At 60.8% G+C, this 19,422-nt stretch carries 17 protein-coding genes and 1 pseudogene; 6 read left to right on the top strand and 12 right to left on the bottom strand.

Annotated elements, in window-relative coordinates; genetic code table 11:
* Nucleotide 1: 1 nt before the first annotated feature.
* The 4 genes from fabG to QA644_RS21635 form a co-directional block, all read right to left on the bottom strand.
* A complete protein-coding gene (fabG, locus tag QA644_RS21650; RefSeq protein WP_283073301.1) occupies nt 2-778 on the bottom strand; it encodes a 3-oxoacyl-ACP reductase FabG in 777 nt (258 codons plus the stop codon).
* Nucleotides 775-2,490 (bottom strand): acetolactate synthase catalytic subunit, encoded by a 1,716-nt coding sequence (locus QA644_RS21645; protein WP_283073300.1) that lies wholly within the window; start codon nt 2,488-2,490, stop codon nt 775-777. The genes fabG and QA644_RS21645 overlap by 4 nt, the downstream gene beginning before the upstream one ends.
* Nucleotides 2,487-3,848 (bottom strand): aspartate aminotransferase family protein, encoded by a 1,362-nt coding sequence (locus QA644_RS21640; RefSeq protein ID WP_283073299.1) that lies wholly within the window; start codon nt 3,846-3,848, stop codon nt 2,487-2,489. The genes QA644_RS21645 and QA644_RS21640 overlap by 4 nt, the downstream gene beginning before the upstream one ends.
* Before the next feature lie 89 nt (nt 3,849-3,937).
* The gene (locus tag QA644_RS21635) at nt 3,938-4,648 is read right to left on the bottom strand and encodes a GntR family transcriptional regulator (protein ID WP_283073298.1); all 711 of its coding nucleotides are present in this window, start codon (nt 4,646-4,648) and stop codon (nt 3,938-3,940) included.
* Nucleotides 4,649-4,866: 218 nt separating this feature from the next.
* On the opposite strand from QA644_RS21635, the gene QA644_RS21630 reads away from it, so the two are divergent.
* The 4 genes and pseudogenes from QA644_RS21630 to QA644_RS21615 all read left to right on the top strand — a co-directional run bounded on the left by QA644_RS21630 (nt 4,867) and on the right by QA644_RS21615 (nt 8,380).
* On the top strand, nt 4,867-5,964 hold the full coding sequence (locus tag QA644_RS21630; protein WP_283073297.1) for an ABC transporter ATP-binding protein: 1,098 nt from the start codon (nt 4,867-4,869) through the stop codon (nt 5,962-5,964).
* A 113-nt stretch (nt 5,965-6,077) separates the two neighbouring features.
* Nucleotides 6,078-6,878 (top strand): ABC transporter permease, encoded by an 801-nt coding sequence (locus tag QA644_RS21625; protein ID WP_283073982.1) that lies wholly within the window; start codon nt 6,078-6,080, stop codon nt 6,876-6,878.
* 100 nt (nt 6,879-6,978) lie between these two features.
* Nucleotides 6,979-7,275, top strand: a pseudogene (locus tag QA644_RS21620) (ABC transporter permease); the annotation flags it as partial.
* Between the two features lie 61 nt (nt 7,276-7,336).
* Complete coding sequence (locus QA644_RS21615; RefSeq protein WP_283073296.1) at nt 7,337-8,380, top strand: extracellular solute-binding protein; 1,044 nt, start codon at nt 7,337-7,339, stop codon at nt 8,378-8,380.
* A gap of 34 nt (nt 8,381-8,414) precedes the next feature.
* Here the strand turns inward: QA644_RS21615 and QA644_RS21610 are convergent, their stop codons facing one another.
* Together QA644_RS21610 and QA644_RS21605 are read right to left on the bottom strand one after the other, a co-directional pair.
* Nucleotides 8,415-9,656 (bottom strand): aminotransferase class I/II-fold pyridoxal phosphate-dependent enzyme, encoded by a 1,242-nt coding sequence (locus tag QA644_RS21610; protein WP_283073295.1) that lies wholly within the window; start codon nt 9,654-9,656, stop codon nt 8,415-8,417.
* 121 nt (nt 9,657-9,777) lie between these two features.
* Nucleotides 9,778-10,467, bottom strand: coding sequence for a response regulator transcription factor (locus QA644_RS21605; protein WP_283073294.1), 690 nt, complete (start codon nt 10,465-10,467; stop codon nt 9,778-9,780).
* 304 nt (nt 10,468-10,771) lie between these two features.
* Between QA644_RS21605 and QA644_RS21600 the strand changes: the two genes are divergently transcribed.
* On the top strand, nt 10,772-10,987 hold the full coding sequence (locus tag QA644_RS21600; RefSeq protein ID WP_283073293.1) for a hypothetical protein: 216 nt from the start codon (nt 10,772-10,774) through the stop codon (nt 10,985-10,987).
* Between the two features lie 321 nt (nt 10,988-11,308).
* On the opposite strand, the gene rbsK is transcribed toward QA644_RS21600, so the two are convergent.
* The 6 genes from rbsK to QA644_RS21570 all read right to left on the bottom strand — a co-directional run bounded on the left by rbsK (nt 11,309) and on the right by QA644_RS21570 (nt 17,529).
* A complete protein-coding gene (rbsK, locus tag QA644_RS21595) occupies nt 11,309-12,238 on the bottom strand; it encodes a ribokinase (protein ID WP_283073292.1) in 930 nt (309 codons plus the stop codon).
* On the bottom strand, nt 12,235-12,696 hold the full coding sequence (locus QA644_RS21590) for an RbsD/FucU domain-containing protein (RefSeq protein ID WP_283073291.1): 462 nt from the start codon (nt 12,694-12,696) through the stop codon (nt 12,235-12,237). Before QA644_RS21590 ends, rbsK begins: the two co-directional genes overlap by 4 nt.
* A gap of 44 nt (nt 12,697-12,740) precedes the next feature.
* Nucleotides 12,741-13,769: a LacI family DNA-binding transcriptional regulator gene (locus QA644_RS21585; RefSeq protein WP_283073290.1), complete on the bottom strand. Its 1,029-nt coding sequence runs from the start codon at nt 13,767-13,769 to the stop codon at nt 12,741-12,743.
* A 17-nt stretch (nt 13,770-13,786) separates the two neighbouring features.
* Nucleotides 13,787-14,698, bottom strand: a complete 912-nt coding sequence (locus tag QA644_RS21580; RefSeq protein WP_283073289.1) for a carbohydrate ABC transporter permease — start codon at nt 14,696-14,698, stop codon at nt 13,787-13,789.
* The gene (locus tag QA644_RS21575) at nt 14,698-15,816 is read right to left on the bottom strand and encodes a sugar ABC transporter permease (RefSeq protein ID WP_283073288.1); all 1,119 of its coding nucleotides are present in this window, start codon (nt 15,814-15,816) and stop codon (nt 14,698-14,700) included. Before QA644_RS21575 ends, QA644_RS21580 begins: the two co-directional genes overlap by 1 nt.
* Before the next feature lie 72 nt (nt 15,817-15,888).
* Nucleotides 15,889-17,529, bottom strand: coding sequence for an extracellular solute-binding protein (locus QA644_RS21570; protein ID WP_283073287.1), 1,641 nt, complete (start codon nt 17,527-17,529; stop codon nt 15,889-15,891).
* Nucleotides 17,530-17,870: 341 nt separating this feature from the next.
* On the opposite strand from QA644_RS21570, the gene ugpC reads away from it, so the two are divergent.
* Nucleotides 17,871-18,938, top strand: a complete 1,068-nt coding sequence (gene ugpC / locus QA644_RS21565; protein ID WP_283073286.1) for a sn-glycerol-3-phosphate ABC transporter ATP-binding protein UgpC — start codon at nt 17,871-17,873, stop codon at nt 18,936-18,938.
* Nucleotides 18,939-19,422 lie beyond the last annotated feature (484 nt).

Genomic DNA, 19,422 nt, shown 5'->3' with positions numbered 1-19,422 from the left:
CTCAGCTTGGCGTAAACTCGCCGCCATTGACGTCGAGTATCGCGCCATTGACGAAGCCTGCGTCGTCGGATGCGAGAAACACGATGGCGGCCGAGACCTCGTCGGCTGTCCCCAAGCGGCCGGCCGGAATTCGCGTAATTGCCTCACGATTGACATCGCTTGAAACCGGACCCGTCATTCCGGTCAGAATTCGGCCGGGCGCAACAACATTGGCGGTGATACCGAAGCGTCCGTATTGGGTTACAAGCGAACGTGACAATCCGGCAAGGGCTGCCTTCGAGACCGCATAGGCCGGCCCGGCAATCAATGGTCGCGTCCGGCCAGCGAGCGATCCTACGAAGATGATGCGCCCGAACCGGTTGTTTTGCATATCGGGCAAAGCGTACTGGCAGCACAGCATGGCACCTGTCAGATTGATGGAAAGCACGTCATCCCATTCCCCGCGCCGAATGGTACCGACCAGTGACGGGCCATTGTAGCCTTTCGGTGAGACCCCGGCGCAGCAGACCAGGACCGACGGCGCACCAAAGCGAGCACGGATGTCATTGAAGAAGCTCTGAATGGCTTCGGGCTTGCGAAGGTCGACCTGCGAGGCGACCGCGCGACCCGCTTTGACGCTCTCGGCAAGACTGGCGCCGGCCTGCTCGACGCTCTCGGCGCTGTGGCCGAAAACGCCGACGCGATAGCCATCCCTCAGGAACCGACGGGCAGTTGCAAGGCCGATGCCAGTGGTCCCGCCGCTGATGACGGCAACCCGCCCCGTCCCGCCGGTGCTCATGCCGCCTCGTCCATTGCGGCAAAAAGTGACAGCGGCGGATGGGCCTCGGGATCGGTCAAGACCTCGATCATCAAGGGTTTATTGCCGGTTAGCCCCGTGCGGATATGTTCGGCAAGCCCGTCGGCGACGCTGACACGGACGGCCGGGCATCCGCACGCTGCAGCGATTTGGCTGTGATCGACATCGACAAAATGGCAGGCGCTGGTGAAGCGTCCGAACTTTACGGTCTCTGCATCGCGCTGAAACCCTAAGATACCGTTGTTGAGAACGATGATCAGCACGGGGATGTTGCTTCGGACCATGGTCTCGAGCTCGGCCCAGCTGTGGGCAAAACCGCCGTCGCCGACGAGGACGACAACAGGCTTGTCCGGATCGGCAAGCTTTGCGCCCAGCGCAAGCGGCAATCCCCAACCGAGGCCCGCAAGACCGCGCGGCGTCAAAAACCGCATCCCGGCTGAAAGCGACCGGAGCTGTCCTGCAACCCACATTGAGGAGTAGCTCGCGTCTGCGACGACCGTCGTATCTGCTGTCAATTGCGATTGCAGCTCGCGCATGATCCGTTCCGGCCGGATCGGAGTTGCACCTGAATGACTGACGCCTTGCCGTTCGGCGTCAAACATGGCCCAGCAGTTGGCGATGCGTTCGACCAGTTCCGCGCGCGCGGCGTGACGTTTCGACAGATCGCGCGTCGCGAGGGCTGCCCGTAACGCGTCAATGGTCTCGGCCGCATCACCTGCTAGCCTGACGGCTTCGTAGGTGCGTCCGATTTCCGAAGGGTCGACGTCGATATGGATGACGGCCGAGGCTGGGTTAATCTGACGCCAACTGTCGGTGCCGTTCTGATTGGTTCTCGTTCCGATGAGGAGAACGATGTCCGCCTCCTGGACAAGGGCAAGCGTATGGCGGCCGAGCGACTTCGGACCGACCAACGCGCCCAGGACACCAGCCGATAATGGATGATGTTCGTCGACGGCACCCTTGCCCATATTGGTCGTCAGAACGGGAAGGCATGCTTCCTCCTGGAGCTTTGCGAGCGACTGAGCGGCGCCGCTCGCATGCACGCCGCCGCCGGCGATGACGACGGGCGCCCGTGCCGCGGCGATCATTGCCGCAGCCCGCGCGATATCTGTGTCCGCCGGACGGTTGCGGTCAAGTGGCCATCGTCCCAAGCTCACCGACCGGCGCAGCACCGGCGCCTCGATCTTTGCGCGCAGGAGGTCGGCGGGAAGCAGCAGGGCGACAGGCCCTGGCCGCCCCGATACCGCGGCGGTGAACGCGGCGTCGACATAGTCGTCGATGCGTTCGGGAACGATCACCTTTCTCACCCACTTTGTGCAGGACTGGAAGAGCGCCAGATGGTCGAGTTCCTGGAAGGCGTTTCGATCGGCCTGATCCCGTTCGACGTCCTGAACGAGGGCGACGATCGGCACGGAGGCCTTCACGGCTTCGGCGAGCGGCGGAACGAGAAGTGTTGCCGCCGGACCGTTCTGGGCGGCGACCACCCCGACCTTTCCCGACCGCCGCGCATAGCCATCGGCCATCGTGCCGCCCATGTTTTCCTGCCGGTAGGCAACCTGCCGGATGCCGATTGCCTCGGCTGCGAGAATGACGGCGGACGGAAGGCTTTGGGCAAAGATCATTGAAACGTCGTGCCGCTTCAAGCTGAGCGCAATACGCTCTGCGACTGTCAACATGTCAGGGGAATGTGTCATCGGGAGGCCTCGAATTCTTGAGCGGCAGGGGCCGAGAGGAAGTCGGAGAAGGTCGTGACGACCGCATCGGCGTCGTAGGCCGTCATTGCGGTCGACAGGCAGGCGGCGGCGCCGTTCGGCAGCAGGATGCCGCGGTGAAGGAAATAATCGGAAAGTGCGGTGTTGATGTCGTTTTCGGCCTGTGTCGGATAGCCGCTTCGATAGTCGCTGGGCGGCTGCTTCTTCGGATGGATGCGAAACAAGGAGGCGGCACCGCTGACACTGAAGGGCGCGCCGGTGCGATCGATTGCGTCCTGCAATCCGGACCGGACGTGATCTCCAAGGCGCTCCAGGCCATGGAAGGCCTCCTCGGTCATCGCCTCCATCGCAACACGGCCGGCCACCATCGACACGGGGTTTGCCGAAAATGTTCCGCCCTGCGGCAGGAGCGGCTTTCCCTTGTCGTTGGCGAAAACGCTCATGACGTTTGCCCGTCCACCGACAGCGCCTACTGGAAAGCCGCCCCCGATGATCTTGCCGCAGGCAATCAGATCCGGTTCAAGGTCATAGCGGGCCGAGGCGCCGCGATAGGACTGCCGCAGATTGAGCACTTCATCGGCGACGAGGAGAACGCCATGCTTGCGCGCGGCGGCCTGCAACGCCTCCAGGAAATCCGCCTTCGGCTCGATCAGCCCCGCGCGGCTTGGCATGGGATCGATCAGGACGCAGGCCGTTCTTGCGCCAACGTCCGCCATTCTGCGTTCGACGCCCTCGACATCATTGAAGCGAATGACGGCAACATCGTCGGCGACCGACGGCGGCGTCCCGCGATAGGCGGGAATCGCATCGGGTCTCGAGCCGTCCCCCCACCGTGTCGGTGAACTCGACTGACCGGCCTCGGCCCAGTCATAGGCGCCATGATAGGCGCCCTCGACGCGGATGATGCCGGTCCGGCCCGTAAAGGCACGCGCCGCCTTGATCGCAAACATCACGGCTTCCGTCCCGCTGTTGACGAAGCGAACGTGTTCGATCGCCGGAATGCGCTCGGCGAGGAGTTCGGCAAGGGCGATTTCGTGTTCCGTCGGATTGGAAAAGCAGGTTCCGCGGTGAAGGAGGTCGGCAACGGCGTCGGCGACCGGCAGGAAACCGTGGCCGTGGATCAACGTCGTAAAATTGTTGTTGAGATCCAAGAACCGGTTGCCGTCGACGTCGAGCACATAAGCCCCTTGGCCGCGGGCAATGTAGAGCGGCACCGGTTGACGCTCGACGGTCACCCGCGTCACGCCCGAGGGAAAGATTTTCCGCCCTCTGTTGAAAAAATGATGGGACCGGGCGCGCGACAGCGGCCGGTCCCCGGAAATGTCACGTGTATGAAGCATCTTCTTCCTCCGGGACGCACCACGCGTCCGAACATTGCAATTATGTTACAACAAAAATCACAATGGCGAAGAAGTTGCAACAAAAAAGATCAACCAGACGGCGCAGCGCGATGTCCGGCGCGCGACATGGCCGCCTTCTTGAGGCGCCTGTAGCCGTCGCGAATGTCATTTTCCATGGCCGCTCGCACGAAAGACGCCTCACCCTCGGCCAGCGCCTCGATGGCGACCATGTGGTTGTGGACGCCGTAGCGCTGCTCGGCGAATTCCGGATAGAGGTCGTGGAAGGATGATCCGACACGCAGCCATAAAGCTTCGATCGTCGAAAGAAGATGCGGCATGCCACAAAGACGATAGATGGTAAAATGGAACTCTTTATTGACGTGAAGCGCATCCCTGTAGCGCTTCTCGTCGAGGGAAAGGCTAATTTTCTCCTGTAATTTCAAAAGAGTTTCGACGGTTTCGCCGGTTGCGTTGGCGGCACCTTTTTCGGCCGCAAGCCCCTCTAGGGCAAGCCGCATCTGTGTCACCTCATAAAGCCCCGCAAGATCGAGATAGGGAACGATGACGGTCTTCGGACCCGACATCACCAAGGCGCCTTCGAAGACCAGTCGATTGATCGCTTCGCGCGCCGGAGTAGACCCGACGCCCAATGTCTCGGCGACAGTGCGGATCGGCAGCTTCTTGCCGGGGCTGTAAGCGCCGCGGGTGAGCTGATCCTTGAGCGATTCATAGACATAATCGCTGAGCCGCCCGTGGTGGCCTTCCGCACCAGAAGGACTCGCAGTTGTACTTTCGTCCATTTTTTCTCCCCCCAGCATTGACATGCCGCGTTTTTGTTGCAACAAAACACATATTACAGGAATATTACGGTTTAATGTAACAGCATAACGAGATTGTGAACATTCGCAACGCTAGGGCGGAGACTGCGGCGCGGGTGCTTTGGAAAGACCCGCCGCCGGAGCGGCAAAGCCATGTCTTCAGACCGTACGGACGGCTCAAATTCTGTAGGAGGAGAAACTTGATCGGTGCCCCCATACTCATCGACGGCGCATGCAAGCAGTATGGCGCCCATACCGCGGTCCGAAGCGTGACGCTTGAGGTCGAAGCTGGCGAATTCGTTTCGATCCTCGGGCCATCGGGCTCGGGAAAGACGACGCTTCTGACCATGATTGCCGGCTTTGAGACGCCAAGCGCCGGGCGCATCGTCATCGGCGGGCGGGACGTCACGCAGCTCGCCCCGAACAGGCGCGACATCGGCATGGTGTTCCAGCGCTATGCGCTCTTTCCGCACATGACGGTTGCCGAAAACATCGCCTTTCCCCTGAAAATGCGCCGCCTGCCGCGAAACGAACGGGAACACAAGGTGGTCGAGACGCTCGAACTCGTGCAGCTCTGTGACCTCGCGCGCCGCTATCCCAATCAACTGTCAGGCGGCCAGCAGCAACGCGTCGCGGTTGCCCGTGCCATCGTCTTCGAGCCACCGGTCCTCCTCATGGATGAGCCGCTCGGCGCGCTCGATAAGAAGCTCCGAGAGGCCATGCAGTTGGAGATCAAGCAGCTTCAGCAACGCCTTGGCGCGACGGTGATCTATGTCACGCACGATCAGGAGGAGGCGCTCACCATGTCGGATCGGGTCGCCGTCATGGCGGCCGGCGAGATCGTCCAAGTGGGTAGCCCTGCATCGCTTTACCGGCAACCGCAAACCGCATTCGTTGCCGATTTCATCGGGCGAATGAGCTTTGCGGAGGGAATCTATCTTGGGCTTCATGAGGGTTTTCATGCGGTGAGGCTTGGCGAGACCGTCGTGCTGCAGGCAAGCGGCGTCAACGGCACGATCCGTCCAGGCGCGCGGCTGAAGCTTGCCATGCGCCCGGAAAAGCTATGCCTGACGGCACGCGGCAAGGGCGGAAGGAACGTCATTCCCGGAACGCTTGAAGCGAGTGTGTTTACCGGAGCCTGCGACCTGCATCTGGTGCGCGCCGAGACCGATGGCCGTCCGCTTATCCAGATCCAGACGTCCGTCGATACCAAACCGGCCGGTCTCAATGCCGGCGCGCAGGTCGACATCGTGGCAGACCAAGACAGTCTGCATCTGTTCGAAAGGCAAGGGTCGTGAGCATGGACATGTCGGCCGCACCAACACCTGGACGCCTCATCAGACCGGCGCTGCGCCTTCGAGAAGCGATACCGGCTGGGCGCTACGGACCAATATTGACACTCGTTCTCCTGATGCCGTTGATGGTCCTGTTTTCGATCGGCTTCCTCTATCCGATCGCGCGACTCGTGATCATGAGCTTCGGCGACGCCGCAGCGGATCTCGAGCAATACCGGCGCATCTTTGCGACACCGCTTTATCTCGGCGTCTTGTCGCGCACGATCTCGACTGCCGCTATCGTCACGCTGCTCAGCCTGATGTTCGGCTATCCAGTCGCTCTGGCGATGTCCAAAGCGCGGGGCCGCCTGGCGCTCGTCATTGCCGCGGCTGTTCTCGTTCCATTGTGGACCTCGGTGCTCGTGCGCTCCTATGCCTGGATCGTACTCTTGCAGCGCAGCGGCCTCGTCAACGCCTTTCTGGTCGAGAGCGGTTTCATCGCCGCGCCGCTGAAATTGCTTTATACCGACGGCGCGGTCATCCTGGCCATGACGCATGTGCTGATGCCGTTCATGATCCTGCCCATCGCCAATGCGTTGCGCTCGATCTCCCCTGACTATGCGCTCGCGGCCCGCAGCCTTGGCGCCGGTTCGCTTGCGACCTTCCTGCGCGTTGTCCTGCCGCTCTCGCTGCCGGGCGTGTTTGCCGGTTGCGTCATGTGTTTCATCCTGGCGATCGGCTTTTACATCACTCCAGCACTCGTCGGCGGACCGGAAGCCATGTCCATGGCGACCCTTATCGCCCAGCAGACCACGGTCGTTCTCGACTGGCCGTTTGCAGCAGCTCTTTCGAGCGTCCTGCTCCTGGTAACGCTGCTCGTCGTCCTCGCCTTCCGCCGCGCACTTTCGATCAGCAAAGGAATAAACAGTGTCGCCTGATCAATCCGTTGCAGCAAAAACCATTGGCCATCCGCTCCGCACGACAATCGTTCGGTTCGCGGGCGGTGTCGGGATCGGCGCCGTGCTGTTCTTCCTGCTGATGCCCACGCTTCTCATCGTTCCAATGTCGCTCAACGGAACGGCCTATATCGAGTTGCCGCCGCGTGGGCTGACGCTGCAATGGTACCTCGATTATCTGGCCGATCCGGACTGGCGGGCAGCAACCGTCTTCAGTCTGAAAATTGCGCTTTCGACCGCTGTCGCAGCGACTGCGACAGGCACGCTGGCGTCGCTTGCGATCGTGCGCGGGAGCCTGCCCGGCCGGAACGCTTTGAAGGCGTTGGCGATGGCCCCGATGATCGTTCCCCATGTCGTCTTCGGCGTCGCGCTTTATCTCGGCCGCCGGGAGGAGTAGGCGGTCGAAATTTTATCACGTGAGGAAAGACATGAAGAGGTCAATGACATTTATCGCAGCCTGCATGGCTGCCCTGCAGTTCGCTGTGGTTTCGCCGGCGGTTGCTGAGGAGCGCGTTGTCGTGGCGACGACGGGTGGCTCTTATGACGCTGCCCTGAGGAAGTTTTGGTTCGATCCATTCACCGCGAGCACCGGGATCAAGGTCGTTTCGGTGGCTGCGACCAATGCCGAGATGCGCGCCAAGGCAACGGCCATGGTCAAAACCGGCAATGTGACCTGGGATCTTTATCCCGACGGAGAAATCCAGGCGGATTCCGACAATCACAAGGCGACATCGGAAGACCTCGCTGTATTCTGCGAGGCGTTCAAGGACCGGCCGGACCTCGTTGAGGACGCCTGCATCGGTGCCGGCGCCAGGCTTTTTTCGACGGCAACGTTGATGGCCTATAAATACGACGTGTTCCCCGATGGAGCGCCGACGACATGGGCGGACATGTGGGACACAAAGCGCTTTCCAGGCGGGCGGGCTTTTCCGAATTTCGACGATCCCTGGCGCGTTATGGCGGCTGCCCTGCTTGCCGACGGTGTAGCGCGGGAGAGGCTCTTCCCGCTCGATATCGATCGGGCGCTCGCCAAGCTTGAGACCATTCGCGGCGACATCTCCGTCTGGTGGAAGACGGGCGACCAGAGTGTGCAGGGCTTCCGCAACGGCGACTACAGCATCGGCCAGATCTGGCTGACGCGAGCCAATGCGTTGAAGGCCGAGGGTCGCGCCATCGGCTGGTCCAATCAAGCGTCCTTCCTGGTCGGCGATCGTCTGACCGTCATCAAGGGAGCGCCGAATAAGGAAAATGCCCTGAAGCTGATCGCCTTCTGGCTGAACAGTCCGGACGCGCAGGCGCGCGTCTGCGAGGAGCTACTATGCACGCCGCCAAGCAGCAAGGCGATCACGGCGATGTCGCCGGCGGCCCGTGCAGCGCTTCCGAGCGAGGAAGACATCCGGGATCATATCGTCATCCCGGATGCCACGTGGATCAACACCAATGCCGCTTTGCTGCTGGAGCGCTGGAACGCCTGGATACGCTGAAGATGTGTCGGGTCGAAAGACCCGGCTCCCCTCCCTACACCTCCATTGCCTTGTCGATTGCCACGGCAAGAGCCTTGATCTCGTCGACGGTATGATCGGCGGTCGGGCAGACGCGCAGGCCGGCCCGCCCGGAAGCAACTGTCGGAAAGAAGATGGCCGACACATAGCTGCCCGCGACCAGAACACGTCTTGCGGCGTTGATCGCTGCCAATTCATCGCCGATGAGAACGGTGCGGATCGGGAGCGTCGATCCGGATTGGGCGGTCGGCACCAGTTCGTCGAAAAGTGCGATGTTTGCCGCAAGCCTCTGCTGCCGTTGCCTGAGCTCATCCGTGCGATGGAGCCTCTGAGACGCCATGGCAGCGCCGATTGCGGCAACGTTGATCGAAGCGGAAAAGGCATGGGCGATGGCGAAACGCCGAAAGATCTCCTCCTGTGGCGCCGTGCCGAGCATCAGGATGCCGCCGGAAGCACCGAAGCCCTTGCCGAGAGAGGCTGCAATGATTGTCCGGTCGCCAAGGCCACCTGGCATCTGCGAACGGGCAAAACCCGCGCCCCTGTCGCCGAAGATCGAAACGCCATGGGCGTCGTCGATATAAAGGAATAATCCATAGCGCCGCTGAAATTCCAGAAGCTCGGCGATGGGCGCATTACCGCCCATCGAATAGACGCCGTCGCAGATATAGGCGACGCATGGGTGTGTCTCGCAGAGCTCTTCGAGCGCAGCAAGATCGTTATGAGCGATCGTGCGGACATCGGTCTCTTCGGCGACAACCGGTTTGTTAATGGCGAGCGTTGCATGGGCCAAACGATCGAAAACCATGGCGGGCTTCACACCCTCTGTCAGCGCGCCCGAGGCGATTAGCGGCAATGCACTCATGTTGGCGGCAAGCACCGTCGTGTATGTAATGACACGCGCACCGAAGAGATCCGATAGGGCTTCCTCGAGGGTACCGAGAGCGGCAAAATTCAGGCGCGTTCGCGCGCAGGACCAGTGAAGGGTCCCGTAGTCCAGGACTGCTGCCATCGCACCGGCCGCGATCACTGGATGGTTGTCGAGTCCGAGATAGGAACACCGCACGAAATCGGTGACGATTCTCTTCTGGCCTTTTGCCGATCGTATCTCGACCTTTCGCCCTGCAAGCGGCCTTGCATAGAGCGCCATAAGGCCCTTCGAATGTGCCGCGGCAAAATGCGGCGCCGAGGTATGGATGAGAGCCGCGGTGTTGCGATGCCGCATTGGCATCGGCGCATTGCGCTGTTGTTCGTTCTGCATGGAACCCTCCCCGCCCGCTTCTGATCCATTAAGCGTAAGGAGGAGCCCCACCTTCATACAACGAAGCCAGCCCGAATTTTTCCTTAAGATTCTGTGACGGTCCGAAAGGCTTGCGTGACGTTCATTCCTTCATATCGACAGCATATCCCTCGCCGCGAACGGTCCGGATGACCTCGCGCCCGAGAGCATCGTGCAAGGAGCGGCGCAATCGCGCCACATGCACGTCGACGGTTCGCGGGTCTACGAAATTCGCCTTTGGCCAGACTGCCTCGATCAATTCGGGCCGGCCAAACACCCGCCCGGGTGTGCTCATCAAAGTGCTGAGTATCCGGAATTCGATCGGGCTGAGGCCTACTGGCTTGTCGTTTGCGAGCGCCCGCCTTGCGCCGGCATCGAGCCGAAGATCGTTTGGACCGGAAGTGGCGGAGCGACCGGCAGCGTCATTGGTGCCTCCTTTAAGACGGCCATGAAGGTAAGACAGCAGCCATTCGGGCTTCATCGGGCGGATGAAACTCTCATCGACCTCAGCCTTGAGAATGTCGATATAGGGAACTCCTTCGGCAACGAGCGCGACAACCAGCACGTCTATTGAATGGCCTGATGCCTTCAGCCGGTCGGAAAGGTCTGAAAGGATGGAGGACGCCGGCTGGCAGTCGATCAGCAGCACTTCGATCTTTTTCTCGGCGATCAATGCCAGTGCTGCCTCGGATCCATCGGCCAGAACTGTCGAATAGCCTGCGGCCAAGAGAACGTGGGACAGCATCAGGTAGTAGTCCGCATCCATTGATAGGATTGCGATACGGGGTGTCATTTGGTACCTCGCGGACGTCCTGCGATGAAAAGCCATTTTTGATGTTACATCATACAAGGCAGATAGCGGCAAAACCACCTCCAATAGGCGTATATACGAGAACTTCGTCTATTAAACACGTTTTACGTGATTCATGAAGGCTTGACCTTCTATTTTTGTTACAACATAATGTGAGCTGCGTTACTTGAACGCTAGCACTCGTGGCTGATTGCCAAGGACGGCACGTGATCGTGGCCCGCGCAGGGATTGACGTCCGGCAATCGTCTTTCGATCAACCCGCGCCGGACGGTGACGGGACGAGTGGATGCGTGACAAAGGTCTGAAGCAACAACATTGTTTTGAAGCGGCGCTTGGCGCTGGCACTACAATCGAAGCGGCGGCGGCCGCCGCCTCCTCACTCTACGGCGCCTACGCGAAAACGGCTGTCGCCTGGTGCGCCATTCACGCGCGCAGTGATGGGCGGAGAGGCGACTTCGCCTTTTGGGTCCGGGTGTTTCGCCATCTTGGCGACGACGGCTAAGGCCAAGTTGTGCTGGAGGACCTTAGAGAGTTCTGCTCGATGGGCAAAGTGATCGAAACCTTCGGTGACAAAACGCGCGCTCCAAAAGCTATTCGACCGACTTTCTCGGGCGAGGTGAGCGCCGACCTGTTCGGGCCAAAAACCGTGGCGTGAGCCGACGCCCCTCTTCCCGGCTAAGACTTTCCGTGTCGCACTCGCCGGCCACAGTTGCCTAACGAGCGGCACGTTGCAGTTCCCACGTCACGCCGATGACAAACCGACCACTCTCTCGCTCCGCGCATCCAACAGCCGGGTGATCTAGATTTCCCTTGCGTTGTTCAATCATGATGAGCGCAGCAAGGCATTGATCTCGGCGCGCGAAGGCATGGCGGGGGCCGTGCCCGGCCGCGTCACGGCGATTGCCGCGGTCGCGCAACCGAATCGGACAGCCTCGACCGGCGCACATCCTTCGGAAATCGCCGTCGCGAAGGCGCCAAGGAAGGCATCCCCGGCTCCGGTTGTGTCGATGACATTGCCCGCCGAGAACGCGGGTACGAATTCGCTCTGCCCGGTGCTGTGATAGAAGGCGCCGCGTGCGCCGAGCGTGATGATCACCGCTCGCGCCCCTCGATCAAGCAAGCTGCAGGCCGCCGCACGTGCCTGTTCATCGGTTTCGATCGGGTGGCCCACCATTTCCGCTGCTTCGACTTCATTCGGGACGATGAAATCGCACAAGCCGTAGATGCTGTCCGGGATGGCGCGGGCAGGCGCGGGGTTGAAGATCGTCGTCGCTCCTGCCCTTTTCGCCATCGACAGGCCATGTATGGCCGCTTCGAGCGGCTGTTCGAGTTGGGTCATGAAAATGGCAGCGTTTTCGATCTCCGTCCGGTTCGCGTCGACATCGTCGATGCCGATAAGGCCTGCGGCACCCGGTGCGACGATGATGGCATTGTCGCCGCTTACTTCGTCGACGAAGATGAAGGCCGCGCCTGTGGATACGCCTTCCATCTTCATTACATTGGCTTTGACGCCCGCCGCCGCATAGGCCGCAAGCGCCATCTCCCCGAACGGGTCGTTGCCGACCCGGGAGATAAAGGTCACCTTACCGCCGGCTTTTGCCGCGGCAATTGCCTGGTTGGAGCCCTTGCCTCCCGGCCCAAGCGTAAAGCCCGACCCCATCAACGTCTCGGCAAGATGGGGCAGGCGCTTGGCCTTGTAGGCGGTGTCGGCGGCAAAAATGCCCAGAATGACGATCCCACTTTTTTCGCTCATCTGACGGCCTCCGCCGCCGGAATGACACCCTTGGTTAGAAGGAAACATCCGTAGAACCGCAGTTCCCCGGTTGCGATCACACAATAGGCCTTGCTGGCGATGTCATAGAACGCCATCCGTTCGACGGGATACATCGGCGATGGCTTGCCTTCGGCGCGGTCGACAATGGCCTGGACTTCCTGTTGAATCGGCGGAATTTCATCGGGCTTGCCGATCACTTCCATGCGGCCCACCGAAGGCTGGATTGGTGTGTCCAGCGGGAAGACGGAAAGGACCGCGTCTATCGCCTGCGGCGCGGGGATGTTTTCCATAGTCAAAAGCGTACCCAGACGCGTCTGGCGGGCTATCGAGTCCGACGGAAAGTTCATGTCGGAAATGACGAGATAGTCGCCGTGTCCCATGTTGCAAAGTGCTTGAAGAATGTCGCCGTTGAGTTCGGCCCTGATTCCCTTGAGCATTGATCTTTCCATCCCTTTCTAATGGCCGCAGTGCCGGCCTTGCTTCAATTTTTATGCCCAGCGATATCCGCCTTAGGTTGCGCGGGCGGGCCGCTCGAACCACGCACGATCAGCGACCCGTCAACCATCTCGTCTCCCCTGCCCGGTTGCTCCTCAAGGAGAAGGCCGACCGCGCGCCGTGCCAGCGTGTCGGCCGGCTGGCGTATGGTTGTCAGCCGCGGCACGACGAGATTGGCGAGCGAAATGTCGTCGAAACCCGTCACTGACAGCTTGCGCGGCACGTCGATCTTGAGGTCGCGGGCAGCGCGCAGCGCGCCGATGGCCTGCTGGTCGCTGGCAGCTGCAACCGCCGTGGGCCGGTCCTGCGGCGGACGCGAAAGCAGCTCGCGGGCAATTCTTTCACCGGACTCGTAGTCGAATCTACCGTAGGCAATTTCGAGTTCAACAGGTTCGCCGGTCTTGCCGAACCGGTCGATTTGGCTGACGAAGCCCTCCTCGCGCATGCGCCCGGCCTCCGTGTCGGGCGGCCCGGCGATATAGGCGATGTGGCGGTGCCCCAGCCCGTAGAGATGGTCCGCAATCAGCGCGGCCGCTTGGGCATGGTTGGTCGACACCAGGGGAAAGGTGCCGAAGCGCCGGTCCAGCGATATGATCGGAACCGCTGCCTCGAGGTGGAGCCCCGAACCGTCGCTCGAAGCCACCACGATGATGCCGCGCACCGACCGGTCAAGAAACGCAGAAACGTGGCTCTGCTCCGCCGCGCGATCGTTATGCGAGCTCGCCAGCATGAGGCTATGCCCGCATTCGAGCGCCGCACGCTCGACGCTTGCGGCAAGCTGCGCGAAGAAAGGATTGGTGATGTCGGGAACGACGAGGCCGATGACATCGGTCCTGCTGGTGCGCAGCGCTCTCGCGGTCACGTTCGGACGGTAACCGAGCGCAGAAATCGCGCCGTTGACCTTTTCGCGCAGCATAGGCTTGACCGCGGTTTCGCCCGACAGCACGCGCGAAACGGTGCCCACGGATACGCCTGCATATTCGGCGACATCCTTGACTGTGGGCATCTTTGACATTTTCGAACGTCCCGCAGCTACTTTACTGCTCCTGCGGTCATCCCGGCGATGATGTGCTTTTCCAGCACGACGCCAACGATGACCAGCGGAAGGATACCGGCGGTGGAAAGGGCGGCCATCGACCACCAGTTGATGCCCTGGCTGCCCGTCTGGCTGGCAATCATTACCGGCAGGGTGTTGGTATTGGTGGAGGTCAGCAGTGCGGCGAAGAAATATTCGTTCCAGCACAGGATCAGCGCCAGGAGGAAGGCGGCAACCATGCCCGGCAGAACGAGCGGCACGACGATGCGGGCAAACGCGCCCCAGATCGACAGCCCATCGACGAGCGCGGCCTCCTCGAGCTCTACTGGCACCGTAGCGAACTGGTCGCGCATGATCCAGACGACAATCGGCAGGACCATCAGCGTGTAGACGGCGATCATGCCCACATAAGTGTCCAGCAGCGCCAGCTCCTTGTAGAGAACCAGGAACGGCAGGGCGAGGACGACGGGCGGCATAATGAGCTGCGACAAGAAGAAGAAGGAAATGTCTGAGTTGCGCATATGACCGAACTTATAGGAAAAGCGGCTGAGGCCATAGGCCGCGAGCGATCCGAGCACGACCGCAAGGGCAGACGCCGTGACCGAGATGATGACGCTGTTCCAGAGCCTGCGCATGAACTCGTCACGCACCGTCGATATCTGGAAAATCGTATCCGGGGAAAGCCCGAGCGAGCGCCAGCCCAGCCAGCTGGGCGAAAAGTTGAACCAGGGGATCAGATTGCCCCGCATGACATCGGCGGCAGTCTTGAACGAGGTCGAGACCGTCCAGAACAGCGGGAAGACACATACAAATGCCCATATGACGAGCAGGCCGTAGACGGCCAAACGCATGGCCCACCAGCGAATGCGCTGGCCACGCGCGTATTTTTCGAAATCGATCCGAACCATCAGAGCCTTCCTGTCATACGCTTCACAATGCGGTCGGAAAACTTCATCAGCACCGTCATACCGAAGACGATGATCACCAGATAGACGAGTGCGAGAAGGGTGCCGTATCCGACATTCGAACGGTCGCGGTATTCGCGATAAATGAAACTGGTGACGGAATCGGTCGCCCCGCCGGGACCTCCTGATGTCACCGTGATGATGATGTCGGCGAGCTTGAGCTTGAAGATGATGCGGATCATCACCGCCGTTACCGAAACCGGCAGCATGAGCGGGAAAATGACCTTCCAAAAGCGTTGCCACTTGGTGGCACCATCGACTTCGGCCGCCTCCAGCACCTCCCGCGACAAGGCCTGCAATCCGGCGAGCAGCATGATCATCATGAAGGGAATGAAGGTCCAGGCGTCCATGATCATGATCCAAAGCCGCGCTGTCACCGGGTCGCCGAAGAAGGATGGATTTTCCCAGCCGAGCCAGCGGGCAACCCGCGCGACCGGGCCGAAACGGGTCTCCAGCATCGACTTGCCGACCATCCAACTCACCGCGACCGGCGACAGCATCAAGGGCACCAGGAAGGTTACGCGCCAGAACTTGCGTGCGATGATTTCCTGGTTGAGGAGCAAGGCCAGGCCGAACGCGATTGCATATTCGACCGCAATCGCCAGGCAATAAAGGATCATATTGAGCAAGGCGTTGGTATAGAACGGATCCGCGATCATCCGGCGCACATTGTCGAGCCCGTTGAAGCGGCGCCCGGTTGAAGAGGCGAGGTTCCAATCAGAAAAGCCGATCCAGAGCGCAAAGATCAGCGGGAATACCACCATCGACACAACGAAAAGCGCTGCCGGCAGAACAAAAAGCGCCTTCTTGCCTGCCTCGCCGTAAATGACGACGCGAGTGACGCAGAGAACGGCGGCCCAGAGAAAATAGGCGTAGAGAACCGGGCGCCAGTTCGCGAATCCCCAATCGGTCCAGCCCAGCTCATGGGCACCCTGTAATACAAACGATGCTACGAACCATATAGCGCTCAGCCACAGAACCGTGCGGCCCCAGAAACGACGGCTCGCGGAAATGGAGCCGGCTTCGACCGTGTGGAGCAGGTCGCCTTCGACTGTCGACATGATATTCCTCGCCCGGACAGAATGGGCGCTGGCGAAATCGCTTCCGATGCGCCAGCGCGTTTAGTCAACCGGTCAGAGCCCGAGGCTCGCCCGATAGAGTTTCAGCTGGCTATCGCGGCCGATCTGGTCGGTGATCTTCTCCCAGGCGCCTGCAATCGCATCCGCGGTTTCCTGTGCCGACTTGTACTGTCCGGCAAAACCCTTCGCCAGTTCGTCCTCGGCGACAGAGTAATATTGGAAGATGCCGGGGATGCGCGGTTCGATGGCCGCGTTCGGGTGGTTGTAGCTGTCGGCGTTCGAACCCAGATAGTCCTCGATATAGGCGCGGTCGTAACCTGCCTTTTCCCATTCGTCATAGTTGAAGTTGGACTGACGGTAGGGCTGGAAGCCGGAGGGATAGGCCGACGTCCACAGGGACAGATCCTTGCCGCCGAGATGGGCAGCAGCAGACCAAGCCGCCTTGCGCTTCTTCTCGTCGCTGGAGACTTGTTTGGTAACGTAGATGCCCCAGCCGATATAGGCCATGTTCGGCGCTTCGTTATACTTGTCTTCCCATTGCCCGGTCTTGCGGTTGAAGACGCGGTTGGAGCCGCGGTTGATGCCGAAGCCGACCACGTCGCCCACAACTGAGGTGTCCGAGGTGCGCGCGCCGGAGCCGACATCGCCCCACCACATCAGCATTGCGCCGGTGCCTGCCAGGAACTGCGAGAAGGCTGTGGTGCCAGGATCAGCATTGATCTGGTCGGCCGGATAGGCCTTAGCCGCGATCAGATCCAAAACGTCCTGGATCGCCTGAACCCACGCGGGGTTATTGACCAGCGGCTTCATGTTTTCAGGATCGAACAGCCAAGCCGGATCGCCCGGATATTTGGCATAGGCCGTCGCGCGGTTCTCGATGAAATAGAAGCCGAAACCGCCCCAGCCCTTGAGCGGGTCGAGATAACCGTAGGCTGGCTGGCCGGTCAGCGGATCGGTCTTGCCGATCAGCGCCTTGGAAGCTTCGTTAACTTCCTGCCAGGTCTTCGGCGGCTCGGCCATGCCGCTGATCGAGCCTTCGCCGAAGTAATCCTTGCGATAGGCGAAGGTGTGGCAGTCGCCGTCAATCGTCACGCGATAGGTCTTGCCGTCCCAGGTGCCGACCGGCGGCTTCAGGTAGGTCACCATGTCGTCGGCCTCGATCTGCTTTCCAACCCAGTCGGGCATCTCGTCTAGAAGCCCGCGCCCGGCGGTGTCGCCTTCGAAGGGTGCGCCCATTTCAAGGATGTCGAAGTCGACCGTGCCCGTTGCGATCGACTGTTGAAGGCGGGCGTTGTAGTCGGCTTGGGCAAGGTCGATCCAGTTGATCTTGGCTCCCGTATAAGCTTCCCACGGCTTCAGGAAACCGCGGAACAGGAAGTTGTGGAGATTCTGATTGTTGAGCCCCATGAAGGTCAGCTCGACACCGGCGAACTCGCCCTCCTTGACATTCGCCTTGGTCGGGCCGAGGCAGAGCTCGCCCACCTTCTGCCAGTCTGCGTCCGTTGGCGAGCCCTTGCCGACACCCGGAATTTGCAGGATTTGAGCGCGCAAATCATCGGCGGCAAACGCGGTGCCAGCAATCCCGCCCATCGCGCCCGACAAGCCGAGCAGAGCCGCGGCACTTGCCGTTCCGCGCAAAACGTCGCGGCGACTTGCCTGACGGCGCATTAATGCATCGTATATTTCGACTTTCATGTCTTCCTCCTCCACGTTTCGTTGTGCTGCCGCCAGCCGGTGTTGCCAGGCTGGCTCCGGGCCCATTTAAGGCTGGCCTCGTGCAGAACTATCTGGTAAACAAGAATATGAAACGTTTCATATCTTGCTTGAAACCGCTCCTCCCGGTCTCGCCATCGAGCATTAGACGGCAGGCGGAAAAAGTCAATGAAAAATGAAACGTTTCATGAAGGAGGTCTGGCGGGTACTTTTGGGTGGGGGCAGAGGGCGGTTTCGCGCGCCCGGATGCCTGGAGTAGCTGTCAAGAGATGCATAACCCTTGGGGCTGCCCGGGGGGTCGCCGGAAAGCGAGTGGGAGGCACATGGCTGAGGTCAATATTTCGGGGGCGCAGAAGGCCTACGGCGCCTTAAATGTCCTGCATGGTGTAGATATAGAAATTCGCGACGGCGAGTTTGTGGTGCTCGTCGGCCCGTCCGGTTGCGGGAAGTCGACTCTGTTGCGGATGGTCGCAGGGCTCGAAAGCATCACGGGCGGCACCATCTCAATCGGCGGAAAGGTCGTCAACAATCTGCCGCCCAAGGACCGCGATATTGCGATGGTCTTCCAGAGCTATGCGCTCTATCCGCACAAAACCGTTGCCGAAAACATGGTCTTTGCGCTGCGCCTACAGAAGCAGCCAGCGGACGTCATCAAACAGCGCCTGCAGGCGGCGGCCGAAACGCTCGATCTCGTGCCCTATCTGGACCGTTATCCGCGCCAGCTTTCGGGCGGCCAGCGGCAGCGTGTGGCGATGGGTCGAGCCATCGTCAGGTCGCCGCAAGTATTCCTGTTCGACGAACCTTTGTCGAACCTGGATGCCAAGCTGCGCGTGCAGATGCGCAAGGAGATCAAGGAACTGCACCAGCGGCTGAAAACCACGACCATCTATGTCACTCATGACCAGGTCGAAGCGATGACCATGGCCGACAAGATCGTGGTGATGCAGGGCGGCAAGGTCGAACAGATCGGCACGCCTCTGGAACTTTACGACCGTCCCAGCAACACGTTCGTGGCAACCTTCATCGGCTCGCCGTCGATGAATCTCCTCAAAGGCCGGTACAGGGCCGATGGTGCAATCTTCGTCACGGAGAACGGCGACGAGATCGCGCTTGGCTTCACCCCGGAAGCGTCCGACGGGCAGTCTGTCCTCCTAGGCGTGCGGCCTGAACATCTGTCGCTGGCCGAAAGCGGCCTCACGGCAACTGTTAACGTCACCGAACCCACCGGCCATGAAACGATGGTGTTTCTGCGTTACGGGCCGGGCGAGCTTGTCGCGGTGTTTTCGGAACGCCACGATTTTGAGCCGGGGCAGGTCGTGACGATAGCCCCTCGTACCGGAAAGCTCCATCTATTCGATGCGGGATCGGGCAAGACGTTGCGGCCGGATTGAGCCTCGGACTTTCCGCCAACCTAAGCTTCAGCGCCATCGTCCTGGCGGAAGGCGGGGTCAGCCAGGCCACCCGTTTCGACAGGACCGCCCTCCCCGGGGCTACATCGACGGCGACGACTACGTCGGCGGCTTCGAGTGGACCAACTCGAGGAACTGATGGACTTCCTCCCCTCCAACCGCCTCGGCTGGTGTGCCGCGATAGCCAGCAATCATGCGCAATCAGCACAGGCTGGGGCTCGCCGAGGAGCTGACCGAAAGCGTCTGCAAGACAGTCGCAAGATCGCGCGCCACTTCGCGCCTACACCCCTCCTGTCCGATTGCAGACGTCTTTTCAGAACTTCGACACCCCGACGCTGATCCTCGACCGCCTACGCGGACATTCGCGGCGCCGTTATCGGCTTCTTCCAAGGCGTCGCTTCCACTCCGATCGCGCGCGAGCATCTTCCGATCGCTACGCTCCAAGCCGCTCGATCCCGCACCAAAG

The organism is Rhizobium sp. CC1099 (assembly GCF_029714385.1).
Lineage (GTDB): Bacteria > Pseudomonadota > Alphaproteobacteria > Rhizobiales > Rhizobiaceae > Rhizobium.
Note: the sequence above shows the minus strand (reverse complement) of the source record. Positions and strands in the feature narration are given on the sequence as shown.